Raw genomic sequence first — 14854 nt, 5'->3', positions numbered from 1 at the left:
ACCATCAAGACCAGCTGTGGATCTCTGAGAGAGCATGCACCATAAGATGCAGAAATTAGCGTTTTGTTAATACTAACAATATCTTAACTGAAAATAAAGCTGTCCCGCGCCGGAACATATCTGTTGCCGAGCCGTTTTCCGTCCGAGTTCTGGTGAAAATGAGTAACAGGGGGCCAAGTATGGGCACCGGCGTTGAGTACAGTTCACAGACTGAAAATAGCACCAAGCAGCGCGTCCTGATCGTCGAGGACGAGCTCTTCATCGCTCTTGATCTCGAGGAAACGGTAAAAGCCATGGGCTTCGACGTCGCCGGCCTGGCGAACGGTCGCGATCAGGCGTTGCAGCTTGCACGTGATGCCGATATCGCCTTCGTCGACGTCAACCTCTCGGATGGGCCGACCGGTCCGGAAATCGGCCGTCGCCTGGTGGAGGAATTCGGGGTGATGGTGGTGTTCATGACGGGCAATCCTGAGGCCGTGGCGGATAAGCTGAACGGCGCGCTTGGTGTCGTCACCAAGCCGGCCATGCCCTCGACCGTGCAACGCACGCTGAGAAAAGCAGCGGAACTTCGCCGCGGTTTGAATTAGAACCGCGAAGTTGCCTCATAGATGCGTGGGATGAGGAGCCGATAAAAGCACCTCATTCCTGAGCATATAGCAATCAGATAAGACCGGTCAGCAGGCCGATACCGGCCAGCGCCGCGACACCACCGGCGGAGCGCGTGACGAGAGCGCCTTTGGCATCACCGGCCCGTGCAATCGCAAAGCCCATAGCAAGACCGATGGCGTGCAGCGTGGCCGTCGCGATCATGAAGCCGGCGGCGTAAGACATGCCCGCGGCGGCAGCCGGCATTTCGGAACCATGCGCATGACCGTGGAAAACGGCGAACAGACCAACCAGACCGGCGGCAACGGCAACCGGCGCACGAACGTTAAGCGCGATGACGGCGCCGAGAACGATCACCGAAAGCGCGATCCCGGCTTCCACGAAGGGGATCGAGATACCCATCATGCCGAGCGCTCCGCCGAGGCCCATCACGGCAACGAAGGTGGCAGGTACCATCCAGACCGCGCGGCCGCCAAGCTGCCACGCAACAACACCGACCATGATCATCGCCAGGATATGGTCGAGCCCGGACATCGGGTGACTAAAGCCATGCGCAAAGCCAATCGCCTGACCGGCGCCCGGATGGGCAAGGGCAAGCGATGGCGCAAGCAGGAGTGCAGCAAGCGCGGCGTTGAATTTGATGCTTTTTGAAAACATGATCGTCCCCATTATCGGTATGCAGTGTTGCGCTGAAAATGACATGGAGAATCAAGGCTTCAAAGCGAAAAAACAGGCAGCACCGTTATTTGACGTAGATGGATTGGCCGGCGGCTTTCGCGCCTAGCGTGGCTGCAACATGCCGAACCAGGCGACGAGCCCGACAACCGTCAAGCCGAGAACGATCTCGGTGATGACGCAGACCTTCAGCGGAACAAGAGAGTGATCTCGGGCGAACTTCGGCACGAAGACATAACGATTGACGATCGCAATCAAGACCATAGCAGCCACCACCGCGATCTTGGCGCTCAGCAGGCGCTGATAGCTGAACGACCAATCCGACGGCACTCCTGCGAGGATAAGCAGCGTGTTCGCGGCGCCTGAGAGAAGCACGAGCGCAACGGCGACATGCCCCGCCGTCGAAAACCGCATGACCGCCAAGCGCGCATCGGCCTGCAGCGCGCCGCGTCCAAGCATCGGCAGGATCAAGAGCACCGGCACGAGCGCACCCAGCCAGGCACCGCCGGACAGAAGATGCACACCATCATTGATGCGGTGCATCAGCCGCAGCCAGCCGCTGTTCATAGCCGCATGGCCGCTCAGCGTCAGGCTGAGCAACAGGAGTGCCGCACAGACGGCCCGTCCCATTTGCCGACAGCGTGACGGGAGACCCACCGCCGCGCCGAGCAGCACCACACCGACGGCCTGGACCATCCAGGCCGTCCCGACATCCGTCTGCGTGAGCACGGCGCAAAGCATCTCCGGCGCGAACAGATCGGACCACCCATCGCCGATGATCGCCGTGCGCAGCGGCAACATGGCAACGGTGGAGGCGAACGCGACTACGATTGCAGCCGCGTTCAACCCGCGCAGCCGGTCTCCGACAACACGCGCAAGTTCGGGTGAAACAAGCGCCCAGAGATAGGCGGAGCTACCCCAGATCAGAATGACCGCGGCGTCGAAGAGAAAGCGGCAGACGATAAGGGCCGCATCAGGCGTCACGGCTTGACCGTGAAGCCATAGCTGCCCTTCGTCTTGTGCCCATCCGTCGACAGCACATGCCACTCGACAACATACCCGCCGGCATCGAGGCTTCCAGAAACCGGGACCGTGAGGGTCTTTCCGTCATCCGACAGCTTTGCATCGCCGGTCGGAACCTGCTTTTCGTCGGCACCGGCAATCGTCGCGCCCGAGAAGCGGAGGTTAAGCTCCTCGGAGAAATGCAGTTCGACCGCCGCAGGAGATGCCTGCACCGTCGACTTATCGGCGGGAACACTTGACGTCAGATGCGCATGGGCGCTCGCCTGCCCTGCGGCAACAAGAGTGGCAACGAAGGACGCGATAAGGAGTTTGCTCGTTTTAGACATAGGATTGCTCATTGTAATGATTTGCTGATTGCTGATGAAAGTCTAATACCTGCCGCCTATTGCGGCTTGGACATATCGCTCATCCCGGAATGACCATCCATCTTCATGGCGTTGGCGCCGCCTACCGTGAATTCGACATCCACCTGTCCTGCCTGTTCGAAGGTCAGAGTCGCCTTCACCGTCTCGCCCTGCTTGAAGGGCTCGGCGACATCAGTGAACATGACATGGTAACCGCCCGGCTTGAGCTCGATCGTCTGCCCCGCCGGAATGACGAGGCCATCAGCGACGGCCCGCATGGTCATGACGCCGTTGTTGACGCTCATCTGGTGAATTTCAGAGGATTTGGCGCGCGTTGAGGTGATGCCGACGAGCTTGTCGTCGGCCTTGCCCTTGTTGGTGATGCTGAGATAGCCGCCACCGACTTTCGCACCAGGAACCATGGCGCGGGCATTCGGATTGGAGATCTCTATATCGCCTGCGGTGACCGTTTGCGCGCCGGCGGGCACACCGAAAGTGACTGCAAGAAAGAGAATAGCCAGAAGGGCTGTAAGCTTCTTCATGATGATTGTTCCTGCCAGAGCGAACGCTGTTTCAGGAGGCTCGCGTGACCAACATGTCATGCGGCATCGGCAGCGGATGGATGTGTGAGACAGATTGGATATCGATGCGGGGTCACCGACTAAGCAGCGAACCGCATGGCAGCTCAAACTTGAGCAACGCCTAACGGAGGCCCTCTGGGACCGCCGCCGGGTGATAAAGGCCTGCTTTCATCGACCGCGGAGTCGCGGCGCAGGCCAGGATTGGTGAGGATCGCGATGCCTCGCCATGCGACAAAAGCGGGAGCCGGCAAGACGGTCGACGCGCTGATCCTGCAAGCCTCGCAGCCATGCGCGTGGACCTTACTGTTGTGATGCGTGGGCTGCGCCTTGTCGACCGTGCAGATAACGGGCGCGGTTCCATCCGGCAGCACAAACTCGGAAAGCTCATCGGGGATGAATGCGCCATCGGCGAAGGCCGGCGCCTGATGCGCGAAGCCCACAAGGACCAGCGCAACGACGCAGCTGATACGCACCAGCCATCGAACTATGCCTGCTTCCGCCGCTTTCACCTGAGTCCTCACCGCTCACTCGCATCGTCTTTACGCAAAACGCCAGCAAATCTCAATGCGACAGTTTAGGCAATCAGCAGGCGCTGCCGGGCTGCTCCCGAGCTCATGGGACTTGGCGTACGGAGCCCGACCAGGACATTGCCGCACGGCCAAACCTGGTTCTAACCACGCGCGGCAGCGCTTCGGGCGGCAGCAATTCGGCGAGGGTCTTGAGCGAGTAGAGCCCGGTTGCGGCGGTGGCGACGAGACCAATCGAGCTCGCCAGCCACAGCGGCAGGAACTGGAAGCCCAGAAACACCATTCCCGAAAGCGGCAGATATACAAAAACCAGAACACGATTGATCGCGGAATATCGAAAGCCGGTATAGCGCCGGGCAATCCAATAGATGAGAATGCTGTGCCACACATAAAGGCCGAAGAAGGCAATACCGGCGCCGACCGTTCCGAACGTTTTAACGCAGAGCCACGCAAGCCCGACATGAACGATAGCCGCCGCCACTTCAGTCCAGAAGAAAATCCTCTGAGCGCCCTTGGCCAGTATGATGAAGCCGATCGGCCATGCGACGATGCGGAGCATCATGCCCAGGCAAATCCAGCGCAACAGGTCTACTGCCGCATAGAACGCCGGCGAGTAGAAGACATGCATGATGACAGGCGCAAGCGTGAGCGTTGCCAGCAACCCCGGACCGGCAAGCAAGACGCTGACCTGCGTCTGCTCGTTGACCAGGCGATTGCACTCTTCGTTGTCATTGGCAACGCCTGTCAGTCGCGGATAGAAATCAGTTCCCATCGCCTGCAGAATGAACCCGGCGTATAGTCCGCCGAGCGACCATGCCGCCTGATAGAGGCCGGCGGCGACTATACCCGCCTCATCGAGAACGATAATGCGGATCGCATAGGCGCTGCCGAACGTCAGGAAGCCGCTCACCATGAAGATGAAGCCCAGCTTGAACAGGCCACCGGCTTCGACGCGCAGATCCCCGAACGACAGACGGCACGGGTTGATCTCGATCTTGCAGCTGTACCACCACGAAGTCGCAAGCGTCGCGGCCGCAATGCAGACCAGCGATGCCACAATGCCTTTTTCACCGTAAAGATAGATGATCGGAATGCTGATGACGGTGCTGAAAAATGCACCCAGCACGCTGAGGCGCGCGAGACTGGCAATGTCGCGCACCCCTTGAACAAGGGCCGCCTGCCCGCCCGACATGACCTGGAAAACGATCACGATCGACAGCAGCCGCATTGCCGTCGCATGTTGGTCGTCGCCGAATGTCCACCTGGCGATCGGCGCGGCAAGCAGCGCCATCGCCAGTGTTCCGAGAAGCCCCAGCACCACCGAGATACGCTTCAAGGCTGTCGCCGTTCTGGCAATGCGATCGGGGTCATTGCTGCCGACGGATTCGGCGATCTGGCGGACGCCGCTGGCGTTCATCCCGAAGCCCGCAACGGAATGGACGATGTCGACCGTGGCGCTGTAAAGGCCCATTAGACCCACGCCTTCCGGCCCAAGCAGGAGCGCCATTGCCTTGTTGCGAATGATCGAAAAGCCGATATTCACAACTGATGATCCGCCGATCAAGACCGTGGATTTCAGGATCTGAGTGTAGCTCTGTCGTCCAGTTACGTTCACATCCGTGGCCATCAAGGCACGCTACCCTCTAGCTCGGCACGCTCTTTGGGTAGCGGCCGCCAATACGCAATACGCTTTTGGTTCTCCCGCCAGATGATAATACTCATCGACTGGCTTGGTCAGCGCCGGTGATTGACGAAACCTGCTCGACCGGTTTCGCGGTTTGCAGGGAAGGCCGGGTTACCTTGACGACATCGCCGGGCATAAGTGTGGTGGTCTCGGACGCGGAAATCTCGTTTGCCGTTCCGTTTTCCCTGCGCACGATGACAAACGTCAGGAGCGGCTTCCCGTCCCCGCTTGCGACTCCGCCGAGAGATGACAGGCTGTCCAGCAAAAGTCTTTGGCTGGTTTCGCGCTTGACCTTCAGCTGGACGAGCGCGGCTCTTTCGGACTGTAGTTCCGAAGCAACTTCTGTCTTTCGTTCGTCGTAAAGCGCCTGCAGATCCCTCGTCGTCTGGCTGATGCTTTGGCGAGCGCGCATTATCGCCGTGCTGATGTCCAGCCGGGTGTCTTGATAGCTTCTCAGCGCCCGCTCGACCTCACCCTGCCGGGTCGCCACCACGGCGCCCTTGGCAACAAGCATCGCGGTGCTATCCACCTGTTGCTGGATGGATTTGATATTCTCGTCAGTACTCTTTGTCTTCTGTTCGAGAACGCCGATTTCCTCGTTCAGCAAATCTCGCAGCTCGGCAAATGACTTCGCCTTTCGATCAACGGCGTTCGCCCTAGCCTCGAAGATAACCTGCTCCTGATTATAAACGGCGGCCGCGAACGGTTCGGCCTTGTCGGGCTGCCGCGAAAAATCGACCGAGGCAGCCCCCGCCATCTCGGCCTCCAGTCGCACGATCTTCGCGCTACTGCGCGTGATGGAATCGTCCAGTTCTTTCAACGCGCCGGCCAACCGCGTCACCTCGCCGGCGCCCTCGAGCGCGAGGGGCGCGCGAAACTCGCCGCCGCCCAAAGCGAGCGCCTGCAAGACAGTCAGCCCCGAACTGAATTTATACTCACCGGGTCTGGACACATCCCCAACGACATACACCGGCGGATATTCGAGTACCTGGACAGTTGTCGCCGGCGCATCGACCAGTCCGATCTTTTCCTTGAGACGTTTGCCGATTTCCGCGGCCAAGCCGTCGTCGTCAAGATCGCCGACAGCAACACTCCCCAGCACCGGTACGGACACCGTGCCGGCATCCGAAACAGTGAGATCGCCGCCGATGGAGCCCCATTGTTCATAGACGCCCTTGGTGGGCATCCATTGGACGACGCTCAGCCTGATTTTCGTGTGAGGCGGAAGCGGAGCGCTAGCGGCGGCGCCGGCGCATGTCGTCGTTCCAAGCGCAAGCAGGATCAAGAACCTACCCAGCCGCGTCGGCTGATGGCGACCTGTCGAAAAACGCAAGCGTTGCATCACCATGCCCGATCATTCCTCATCCTAGCGCCAAAAACGCTCAAAATACTGCGGTGCCGCTGAATGCTTCCCTGTCTTTCATTCGAGAAGCTTTTCACTCGGGAAACCAGTGCTTCATCGAATTTCGCAAAGCTATTATTCATTACATTTCTGCCCGAGATCAATATCTCCCCGTCTACCAAAATAGACTAATTGTTGCGCACATTTCTTGAGCCAGAGCAGAATTATAAAACGCCTTGACGACATTTAAGCGAATTATACAAGGATACGGAGAAAAATCGACAGATAGAAATAGTATAATAAGTATAATTTGAGATGTATAAAAATTAACCTTCGATCAGATCTATAAAAACCGAAACCCTGTCCAAAGGTACTAGCAACCGTGGCGCGGCATCCACTATCGACGAACTACCCTCCAGTGGGGAACTGATCGAAAATGTGGGCAGGTAAAACACCTTCAGCTTCTCAGGATCAGTCAGGCGAACTTGTAATGGGTGATATTGATATTCGTTTCTACTTGTCGATCCTGCTAAGGCGACTGCCGCACATCATAGTTCTCACCTTGATCACGACAACGATTGCGCTGGCGTTCGCTCTGCTGATACCGAAGTCCTACCAGTCAACCGCGAAAATTCTCGTCGAAGCGCCACAGATACCGACAAATCTCGTCAAGTCGACGGTTCCCACCAGCTCGCTTGAACAGCTGCTGATCCTGCAGCAGCAGATGACAACAGGCGACAATCTGGTGCAGCTCGCCGACAAGCTGGATGTCTACGGCAGTGATAGAGAAGACCTTTCGACCGACGCTGTGATCAAGGACATGCGTTCGCGCATCACCTTCGATCAATTGCCGCTCGGCGATGGAGCAACGACGGTTTTCAGCGTCGTCTTCGAAGCAGGAACACCCGAATTGGCGGCCAAAGCCGCCAACGAGCTGGCGTCATCGATCTTGCTTGACAACCAGCGCCAGCGCACCGACCGCGCTGGCGATACGCTGCAGTTCTTCAACGACGAAGTGAAACGGCTCGATGTCGACCTGAACCGACTTGAGGACGAACTTCTGAAATTCAAGACCGAAAACAAAGATACCCTTCCCGAAAGCCTTGAGTTCCGCCGACAGCAACAGGTTAGCCAGCAAGAACGCCTTGTGGCGCTGGAACGTGAGGAAGCGGACCTCCGCGCGCGGAGAAGCCTGTTCGCGGAAAATGCCATCGCCACAGGCAATATCGGTCCGCTGAGCACCGAGCAACAGATGTTGCTGGATCTGAACAGGGCGCTCGCCGAACAGCTGGCGATCTTCTCGGAAGACAGCCCCAATATCGTCAACCTGCGCGCCCGCATCGCAGCCCTGCGCGGCCGGGGTGCTGCGAAGCTTACCGGCGAAGCCGGCAAGCAGGGCGCGTCAGCTGTCGATCTGCAGCTGGCGGACATCGACAAACGACTGGAGGCGATTGAACGCGAACGCGCGACCCTGACACAGAGCATCTCCAATCTCACGAAATCAGTCAGCGAAACCCCCGCGACGCAAACGGCGCTGAACGTCATCGAGCGCAATCTCGGAAACATTCAGACACAGTACAACACCGCAATCGCACGACGCGCTGAAGCATCGCTTGGTACGCAGATCGAAGCGCGCTCGGACGGCGGACGATTCTCCTTGCTTGAAGCGGCCAAGCCGCCGGAAACGCCGGTGAAGTCGAAGCGCCGGATGATCGTGCTTGCCGGGGCCCTCGGCGGGATCGGTCTTGGTCTCGGCCTTACCTTGCTGCTTGAGCTGATGAACCGCACGATCCGCAGACCATCGGAACTGAGCCAACTCCTGCAGCGTCAGCCACTCGGCGTCATTCCCTACATCGCGTCACCTGCGGAGACGACGGGCGGTTTCTATAACAAGCGGTTTGCGGCCGCCGCCGTTTCGGCAAGCGTCATCCCCGCCTTCCTCTTGATCATCCATTACTTCTACGCGCCGTTGGCGAGCGCTTTTCAAAGGCTGCTATCCGGCTTCATGAAGCCCGGTTCGATGTAACGCAGGACCACTGAAACCGATCAGCGACATCGAACAGAAAAGTTGAGGCAAACCCTATGGAACAGACTCTGGTATCGTCGTTTTCGCAAGCGCTCCAGGAGAAGAATAACATGTCCACAGCGCCTTCGCGGGAGATCAGCGAGATAGCCTGGGAGAAGCTTCAGCCGTTCACCCCTGATGCGAGCCTCGTTGCACGAAACCGTATCGTGACGGTCAATCGCTCCGACACAGCGCACAGCGCGTTCGACATGATGCGAACCAGGATCCTGCAGAACATGCGGGAGAACAACTGGACATCCGTCGCCATTACCTCGCCCACACCAGGCTGCGGAAAGACCTTTACCGCGCTCAATCTGGCTTTCAGCCTCGCGAACCAGAAGGACTGCCGGACAGTTCTGCTCGATCTCGACATGAAGCGCCCGCAGGTCGGCAAGACGCTCGGAATGCGCGATGCCGCATCGATGGAATCCTTTCTGCGCGGCGAGTTGCAGGCCGACGACATATTCAGACGTCATGGCGACAATCTCGCCATCGCGGCCAACAAGCAGTCCGTCCAGTTTTCCGCGGAATTGCTCCAAAGCGTCGCGTCAACTCAGGCGCTTCAGGACATGCGTCGGAGAATGCGTCCCGATATCGTCATCTACGATCTGCCGCCGATGCTTTCCACCGACGACGTTCTGGCGTTCCTGCCAAATGTTGACTGTATAATCCTGGTCGCCGCGGCGGAGCAGAGCACTCTGAGCGAAATCGACATCTGTGAACAGACGCTTACCGAGAAAGCAAACGTGCTTGGCGTCGTGCTGAACAAGTGCAAGTTCAGTGCGGAAAAGTACGGCTACTAGCAAAATCGGTGCGCAGCGCTACCACGCACGTCGCTAGTTGCGTTGCAGGTTAATCTCGCTTGTAACGACCTGCTTGCCGGACGTGGGGTCCTTATCGACCGTTCTGATCCGCAGCGCGTTTGCGCCCGCGCGCCGGATTGTCATTGTCGCAGCACGATCGCCATTGACAATTCTGGACCACGTGACCGCAAGCTCGATGGCATCCCCGCGCCTTGCACCGTTGAGTGTGGAAACCCTGCCCGAGGGACCGATGTAACGGCCAGCGTAACTCCCGCCGGTGGCTTTCAGCTGCGCGGAGACCGCACGCGAGACGACAAGCATACCGGTGCATTTGCCATCCATCGATAGCGCTTCACCGTTGGCTTTCGATTGAAAACTGCAGCTTAGATTGATCGGAGAAGAGGCCGTTGTGCGCTTCATCATCCCGCTACCGGTCCAGCTACCGGCTAACGACTTCAGAAACGGCGACTCGTTCGCGGACGCACCCCCAGCGGTGCAGACAATGAGCACGCACAAGGCGAGACATTTCACCATCACATCCTCCCGAAGTTCAATCCGGGAGAATGCGTGAACAGCGGCAATGTTCCGCGTTTTTGTCCACCGCCGATACAAAAACGGAGAACGACGCGTCTCTCAATCAGACGATCGAGAGGCTGAGACGCGCTTCGTTTCCGAGGACGATCTCGATTGGGCCGCGCGACGTCAGTTCGATCGCTCCGCACAGCGTGCCCGTGGTGATCAGAGCGCCCTTCTTCAGCGAGGTGTGCGGGCGCAGCTTGTCATTGGCGTAGGCCAGCAGCCATACCAGCACGTCGTCCTTCGGATGGCGCGCCAGGGCGTCATAGATCACCTTTTCGCCATGCGTCACCTTGAGCGTTGTGTTGCCGATCGTGTCGACGATGCTTTTCGGAAGAGTGGGCCCGAGAACATAGCCCTTGTTGCCGATGCGTTCGGCCAGATAGAGCAGGAAGGACACCTGTCCGCTTTCCACAATGCTGCTGGCCAAAAGCTCGGCGCCGAGATGGCAGTCTGCGATCGCCTCGACGATCTCCTCGCGGGTGTAGTCACCGTTCTGACGAACCGGGAGATCCTGTCCCAGGCGGACTGCCACTTCCGCCTCGAACTTCATGCCCGGACGCCACGAAATCGATGCACCGGACACAGCCTCGAAATAGGGGTGCAACGGCGCCAGGACAGGCTCGCCCGCCGGCGACATCGCCACCTTCCAGGCATGCGTGGATATGCGCTCTTCGGCGGCCAGAAAATTCTGCGCGTCCATCGCTTCGCGCAAAGTCGCGGGCAATACGAAGTCCGCCGTCGGTGCTTTTTCGCCTGCCTTTTCAAGGCCGCTCAAACGCGCGGCCAGCGCCTGCGGATCGAAACCCTCGCCGGATGAAACTGTCATGTCGTGCTTTCCTCACCTGGTATGAAATGCGCTTCAACTCTATCGGCATTCATAGATGGCGCAAAGAGCCGATCCGGAAAGAGTCTTATGCTAGCGCGGCGTACCAGCGCCGCCGATAGTCATGCAAGTGAAAGATCTCGCGCGGCGGAAAATGCTTCTCCTTGCCTGTCATCGGAGCAATTCCGGTCAGAAGTGCAGCGCCGGCACTTGTGCCCGTGGAGCCTGGAACGGCGATCACATCCCGGCCGGTAAGCGCCGCGACCACATCCAGATAGGTCTCGTTCAGCGAGAACGGCCCCTCGACCACAACAGGCCCACCGGCGCCGATCAAGCCCAGGCACGCCTCGGTCATCAGCGCCAGATAGAGGCAGACCGCCGCGTAACGTTCGCCACCGCTCGCCGCCTCGGCGTTGATCCAGCATCGCTCCTTGCCGGGGAATGGGCCGGACCCGGGCGCCACGTTCGGCAAGAGCATCATGCCCTTCTCGATGACGCCGGGCATGGCCGCAACCGCGTCCTCGACCGCCACGGGACCGATCTCTGCGGAAAGAATCTCGAATTCGCGCCCGCCCATGAACCGTGACGACGGAACCGCGCGCCCGTAGGCATCGACATTGGCAAGCGTATCGCGCTTCGGATCGAGATGGTCAAGATCGCCACCCACGCCGAAGTTGACCACCCACGTGCCCGTCGAGACGACGGCAAACGGCGCTTGCCGGCTGACCAGATGCGGCAGCAACGAAGCGTTGGAATCGTGGATACCGCAGTAGACGGGAACGGATTTGGAAAGCCCGATCTCCTCAGCGATTTCAGGCCGAACCGGGCCGAGCGCGTCGAAGGCCGAACGGATCGGCGCCATCAGCGGCCGGATGCCAAGCGTATCGACAAGACTGGAATAGCTCGATGCGCGCGGATTCCAAAGATCCGTGTGGCAACCGAGCGACGTCACCTCGTTGGCCGCAACACCCGTCAGGCGCGCCGCCCAGTATTGTGCATAAGTGACGATGGTGGCGACACTGGCGAACGCCTCCGGAAAGCCCGTCTGTTGGTAGTGCAGCTGCGCTCCGATGTTCAGTCCCATCGACTGGCGCGGCGAATAGGTTTCGTCGAATGACGGGCGCAGCGCGGTATAGGCGTCGATAATCTCGCGCGGATATTCGTGTTCATAATCGAGCACCGGCATGGCGAGCGCCCCATCCGCATCGAGCAGAGCGGCGGCAGCGCCATGGGTGGTGATCGAGATCGCATCGAAACCGGGCGAGACGGCAAATTGCTTCAACGCATCGAGCGCAAAGGCCCACAGCGCCTCCACATCGTAATGCGGATAGGAACCCGACTTGATCACCACGTTCGGGGTCTTGACGACCGCGACCTCGGCGCCGGTGGCGCTGTCGAGCACGACGACCTTGGCATTCGTCTTGCCGATATCGAGAACCGCGACGCGGACGTAGCTCTGGCTTGATGTCATGGCATATGAAAGACGGTGACGAGGTCAGTCTGGACAGGCGAATTATCCGGATTGGTGGCCATGATATCGCGCATATGCGCCCACCAGCGCTTCATCACGGGATGCTCCGGCAGGCTCGCCAGCGTGTTGTCGCTTGTCCGCGTAAGGACGCCGAACAGCGTGTTGGTCTCGCGGTCGAGATGGATCGAGTAATCGCTGGCGCCGGATTGGTGCAGCAGATCGACCAGCTCCGGCCAGATTTCGTCGTGGCGCTTGATGTACTCGGCTTCCATGCCGGGATTGAGCGTCATCTTGAAGGCGTGTTTTTCCAGCGTCATTTCGAACTCATGGCTTTGATGCGTCTAGCGATGATCGGGATCGCGATGGTGATGATCAGCAGCAGGCCGATGAAGATCGACATGACGATGCCGGGAACGTTGAGCAGACCGAGGCCGAAGGTGACGAGGCCCATGACGAAGGCCGCGATGACCACGCCGCCGATCTTGCCGGAACCGCCGAGGATCGAGACGCCGCCGAGAACGACCATGGTGACGATCTCAAGCTCCCAGCCCTGCGCGATCGACGGCCGCGTCGAGCCGAGCCGCGAGGTCAGGCAGACCGAGGCGATGCCACTCATCACGCCCGTCAGCATAAAGAGAATGAACTTCACCCGCTCGACCGAGATGCCGGAGAAGCGCGCGGCGAAATCATTATTGCCGATCGTGTAGATCTGGCGGCCGAAATTGGTGGCGTGCAGCAGGATCGCGAACAGGATCGCCAATACGATGAAGAGCACGAACTCGAAGGAGAAGACCCAGACGACATAACCCTGCCCGAAGAAGGCGAATTCCTCGGGATAGTTGCCGTAAGCCTGATCGCCCAGCACGATGTAGGAGATGCCGCGAAACAGGCTCATCGTTCCGATGGTGACGACGATGGAGGGCAGCTTCATCACCGATACGAGGAAGCCGTTGAACATGCCGCACAGCAGGCCGACGCCGACACCGATGGCGACAAGACCCGGCGCGCCGACACCCGCCTGCGCCGCGGCGCCCATGGCGGTCGAGGCGAGCGCGATGATGGCGGCGACCGATAGGTCGATCTCGCCGGATATGACGAGCAGCGCCATGGCAAAGGCGATCATCGCCTTTTCGGTGAAGTTGAAGGTCGCGTCCGAGAGGTTCCAGGCATCGAGGAAGTAGGGCGATGCCAGCGAATTGAAGATGAAGATGACGACGGCCACACCGAAGAGCAGCACTTCCCAGCTGGACATGATCCGCTTGAACGGCGTTCCCAGACGATCCGGGATGACGCGCTTTTCGGTGGGCGTGGAAACGACGGTGCTCATGCTGCCACCTCTACTGGAGTTTCCGCGGCGGCCTTGTCGCGCAGGATGATGCGGCCGCGATTGCGCTCGCGCCTTGCGTTGAAGACGACGGCGAGAATGATGACGGTGCCGGAGATCGCCATCTGCGTGAAGGGCGAGATGCCGATGACGGGAAGTGCGTTCTTGATGACGCCGAGGAAGAGCGCGCCGAGCACGGTGCCCAGCACCGATCCGACGCCGCCGGCGATCGAGATGCCGCCGATGACGCAGGCAGCGACGCTATCGAGCTCGAAGCCATTGGCGATATCGACATAGGCGACCGCGTAACGCGAGACCCAAAGATAGCTCGCAAGGCCGGCAAGCGCGCCAGACAGAACGAAGGCAAGGAACTTGGTCCAGCCGACATCAATACCGGCATAGACGGCCGCTGTCGGATTGCCGCCGGCGGCATAGGTGGAGCGGCCGAACTGGGTGTATTTCAACACGACGTATATGAGCGCGACGATGATGATTGCGGCCCAGCTCAACACCGGCATGCCGAGAACGACGGTCCGAGGAACATTGAGGAAGGTTGGCGTCATCTGATGCGCATTGACCCACTCGCCGCCCGAGAGCACGAAGGCCATGCCGCGATAGATGGTGAGCGTTCCCAATGTCACGACGATCGGTGGAATCTCGAGCGCCCAAACGAGGAAGCCATTGATGGCGCCGAGGCAGGCGCCGATCAGGACCGCGGCGAGGATCAGGACGATCAGCGGCAGATCCGGATGCGCGGCGTTCAGCATCGCGATCGCCATGCCGGTGAAGGCGAGGTTCGCGGCAACCGACAGGTCGATCGACTTGGTCAGGATGACGGTCATCTGCGCCAGCGCCAGGATGATCAGGATCGACGTGTCGTTGAAGATGCCTGCGAGGTTTCCAGGCGTTGCAAAGCCATCAGCGCGGGTCGAAAAGGCGGCGATCATCACCGCGATGATGATGAAAAGCAGCGTTTCGCGTTTTCTCAAGAGTCTGGACATGCTGGT

At 59.4% G+C, this 14854-nt stretch carries 16 protein-coding genes; 3 read left to right on the top strand and 13 right to left on the bottom strand.

Annotated features, from left to right (window positions below; genetic code table 11):
* The first annotated feature begins 179 nt into the window (after positions 1–179).
* Positions 180–587 (top strand): response regulator, encoded by a 408-nt coding sequence (locus ACCD05_RS09090; RefSeq protein WP_112949955.1) that lies wholly within the window; start codon positions 180–182, stop codon positions 585–587.
* 73 nt (positions 588–660) lie between these two features.
* Here the strand turns inward: ACCD05_RS09090 and ACCD05_RS09085 are convergent, their stop codons facing one another.
* The 7 genes from ACCD05_RS09085 to ACCD05_RS09055 all read right to left on the bottom strand — a co-directional run bounded on the left by ACCD05_RS09085 (position 661) and on the right by ACCD05_RS09055 (position 6788).
* The gene (locus ACCD05_RS09085; RefSeq protein ID WP_112949956.1) at positions 661–1263 is read right to left on the bottom strand and encodes a HupE/UreJ family protein; all 603 of its coding nucleotides are present in this window, start codon (positions 1261–1263) and stop codon (positions 661–663) included.
* Between the two features lie 123 nt (positions 1264–1386).
* A complete protein-coding gene (gene copD / locus ACCD05_RS09080; protein WP_112949957.1) occupies positions 1387–2265 on the bottom strand; it encodes a copper homeostasis membrane protein CopD in 879 nt (292 codons plus the stop codon).
* Positions 2262–2630 carry a copper homeostasis periplasmic binding protein CopC gene (copC, locus tag ACCD05_RS09075; protein WP_112949958.1) on the bottom strand — a complete coding sequence of 123 codons (369 nt, stop codon included), beginning with the start codon at positions 2628–2630 and terminating at the stop codon, positions 2262–2264. Before copC ends, copD begins: the two co-directional genes overlap by 4 nt.
* Positions 2631–2686: 56 nt before the next feature.
* Positions 2687–3190, bottom strand: a complete 504-nt coding sequence (locus ACCD05_RS09070) for a copper chaperone PCu(A)C (protein ID WP_112949959.1) — start codon at positions 3188–3190, stop codon at positions 2687–2689.
* A 143-nt stretch (positions 3191–3333) separates the two neighbouring features.
* Positions 3334–3738 (bottom strand): hypothetical protein, encoded by a 405-nt coding sequence (locus tag ACCD05_RS09065; protein WP_112949960.1) that lies wholly within the window; start codon positions 3736–3738, stop codon positions 3334–3336.
* Positions 3739–3841: 103 nt separating this feature from the next.
* The gene (locus ACCD05_RS09060; RefSeq protein WP_112949961.1) at positions 3842–5383 is read right to left on the bottom strand and encodes an O-antigen translocase; all 1542 of its coding nucleotides are present in this window, start codon (positions 5381–5383) and stop codon (positions 3842–3844) included.
* Positions 5384–5474: 91 nt separating this feature from the next.
* A complete protein-coding gene (locus ACCD05_RS09055) occupies positions 5475–6788 on the bottom strand; it encodes an SLBB domain-containing protein (protein ID WP_112949962.1) in 1314 nt (437 codons plus the stop codon).
* A 484-nt stretch (positions 6789–7272) separates the two neighbouring features.
* Here ACCD05_RS09055 and ACCD05_RS09050 point away from each other — a divergent pair, with 484 nt between their 5' ends.
* Together ACCD05_RS09050 and ACCD05_RS09045 are read left to right on the top strand one after the other, a co-directional pair.
* On the top strand, positions 7273–8808 hold the full coding sequence (locus ACCD05_RS09050; protein ID WP_112949963.1) for a Wzz/FepE/Etk N-terminal domain-containing protein: 1536 nt from the start codon (positions 7273–7275) through the stop codon (positions 8806–8808).
* Between the two features lie 110 nt (positions 8809–8918).
* On the top strand, positions 8919–9650 hold the full coding sequence (locus ACCD05_RS09045; RefSeq protein ID WP_413392100.1) for a CpsD/CapB family tyrosine-protein kinase: 732 nt from the start codon (positions 8919–8921) through the stop codon (positions 9648–9650).
* 33 nt (positions 9651–9683) lie between these two features.
* Here the strand turns inward: ACCD05_RS09045 and ACCD05_RS09040 are convergent, their stop codons facing one another.
* From ACCD05_RS09040 to ACCD05_RS09015, 6 genes are all read right to left on the bottom strand, one after another.
* Positions 9684–10073, bottom strand: coding sequence for a hypothetical protein (locus ACCD05_RS09040; RefSeq protein ID WP_413392099.1), 390 nt, complete (start codon positions 10071–10073; stop codon positions 9684–9686).
* Between the two features lie 214 nt (positions 10074–10287).
* Entirely contained in the window at positions 10288–11055 is a 768-nt protein-coding gene (locus tag ACCD05_RS09035; protein ID WP_413392098.1) for a fumarylacetoacetate hydrolase family protein, read from the bottom strand.
* A gap of 85 nt (positions 11056–11140) precedes the next feature.
* Positions 11141–12523, bottom strand: coding sequence for an FGGY-family carbohydrate kinase (locus ACCD05_RS09030; protein ID WP_112949966.1), 1383 nt, complete (start codon positions 12521–12523; stop codon positions 11141–11143).
* Positions 12520–12840, bottom strand: a complete 321-nt coding sequence (rhaM, locus tag ACCD05_RS09025) for an L-rhamnose mutarotase (protein ID WP_112949967.1) — start codon at positions 12838–12840, stop codon at positions 12520–12522. The genes ACCD05_RS09030 and rhaM overlap by 4 nt, the downstream gene beginning before the upstream one ends.
* Complete coding sequence (locus tag ACCD05_RS09020; protein ID WP_112949968.1) at positions 12837–13850, bottom strand: ABC transporter permease; 1014 nt, start codon at positions 13848–13850, stop codon at positions 12837–12839. Before ACCD05_RS09020 ends, rhaM begins: the two co-directional genes overlap by 4 nt.
* The gene (locus tag ACCD05_RS09015; protein WP_112949969.1) at positions 13847–14848 is read right to left on the bottom strand and encodes an ABC transporter permease; all 1002 of its coding nucleotides are present in this window, start codon (positions 14846–14848) and stop codon (positions 13847–13849) included. Before ACCD05_RS09015 ends, ACCD05_RS09020 begins: the two co-directional genes overlap by 4 nt.
* Positions 14849–14854 lie beyond the last annotated feature (6 nt).

The sequence above is a fragment of the Rhizobium sp. Rhizsp42 genome (assembly GCF_047304155.1).
Taxonomy (GTDB): Bacteria; Pseudomonadota; Alphaproteobacteria; order Rhizobiales; family Rhizobiaceae; genus Rhizobium.
The sequence above is the reverse complement of the archived record's forward strand: the minus strand, read 5'-3'. Positions and strand labels throughout refer to the sequence as shown.